1 protein-coding gene and 1 pseudogene are annotated in these 976 nt (G+C 43.3%); both read left to right on the top strand.

Annotated elements, in window-relative coordinates:
• Positions 1-258: pseudogene (locus tag F0251_RS24250) on the top strand (helix-turn-helix domain-containing protein); the annotation flags it as partial.
• Positions 165-976, top strand: an 812-nt coding sequence (locus tag F0251_RS24245) for an IS3 family transposase (RefSeq protein WP_367613556.1), incomplete at its 3' end; no start/stop codon positions are given. The pseudogene F0251_RS24250 and the gene F0251_RS24245, both read left to right, overlap by 94 nt.

Below are 976 nucleotides of genomic sequence, written 5' to 3'. Positions count from 1 at the left end.
AACCTCTCATCCCCTGGGATACTCTCTGTCTGGCTCAAAAGATTTAATGAGCTCGGTATCAAAGGGCTCAAAATGCGCCAGAAAGGAAGACCCTCAATGAAACAGCACCCTCAACGTACGACTAAGCCTGATGATGAAATGACACTTGAGGAGCTAAAAGAGGAATTGGTCTACTTGCGAACCGAGAATGCCGTTCTAAAAAAGTTGGAAGAGTTGGAGCAGGAAAAAAACCGTCGAACAAAGAAAAAGCGGTCATAGCTCTAACTCTTAAAAGCAAGTACCCGTTAAAGCACTTACTGCACACTCTACAGCTAGCAAAAAGTGTCTTTTATTACCAGGCTCAAACGAGCAAGCGCCCAAATAGCTACGAACGTGAGCTGCGGTTGATAAAGTCAATTTATCATGAGCATAAGGGACGATACGGCTACCGCCGTATTCACTTGGAACTAAAAAATCAGGGGTTCATGCTTAATCACAAAACGGTTCAAAGGCTTATGGCTCAGCTCAACCTTAAATCGACGGTCAGGATTAAAAAGTATCGTTCATATCGAGGAGAGTCTGGAACAGCAGCTCCTAACGTGCTTGAAAGAGATTTTAGTGCGACTCAACCCGATGAAAAATGGGTAACTGATGTCACGGAGTTCAAAGTAAAAGAGCAGAAAGTATACTTGTCTCCCGTTGTCGACTTGTTTACTCAGGAGGTGGTTGCTTATAGAGTGGCCAAAAATGCCTGCTTGCCGCTTGTCACGGATATGCTGACGGAAGCCATATCAAAGCTTAAACCCAACTCAAAGCCAATTATACATAGCGATCAAGGTTGGCAATATCGCCATCGACAGTATCAAAAAAAAGTAGCGGAGAGTGGGTTAACACAAAGCATGTCGAGAAAAGGTAACTGCTTGGATAATGCGGTTGCTGAAAACTTTTTTGCTTTACTCAAAACAGAGATGTATCACAACCAAAGCTTTGAAGATGC

The sequence above is a fragment of the Vibrio sp. 070316B genome (genome assembly GCF_013114115.1).
Classification (GTDB): Bacteria; Pseudomonadota; Gammaproteobacteria; order Enterobacterales; family Vibrionaceae; genus Vibrio; species Vibrio chagasii_B.
This window is presented reverse-complemented; position numbering and strand designations above follow the sequence as displayed.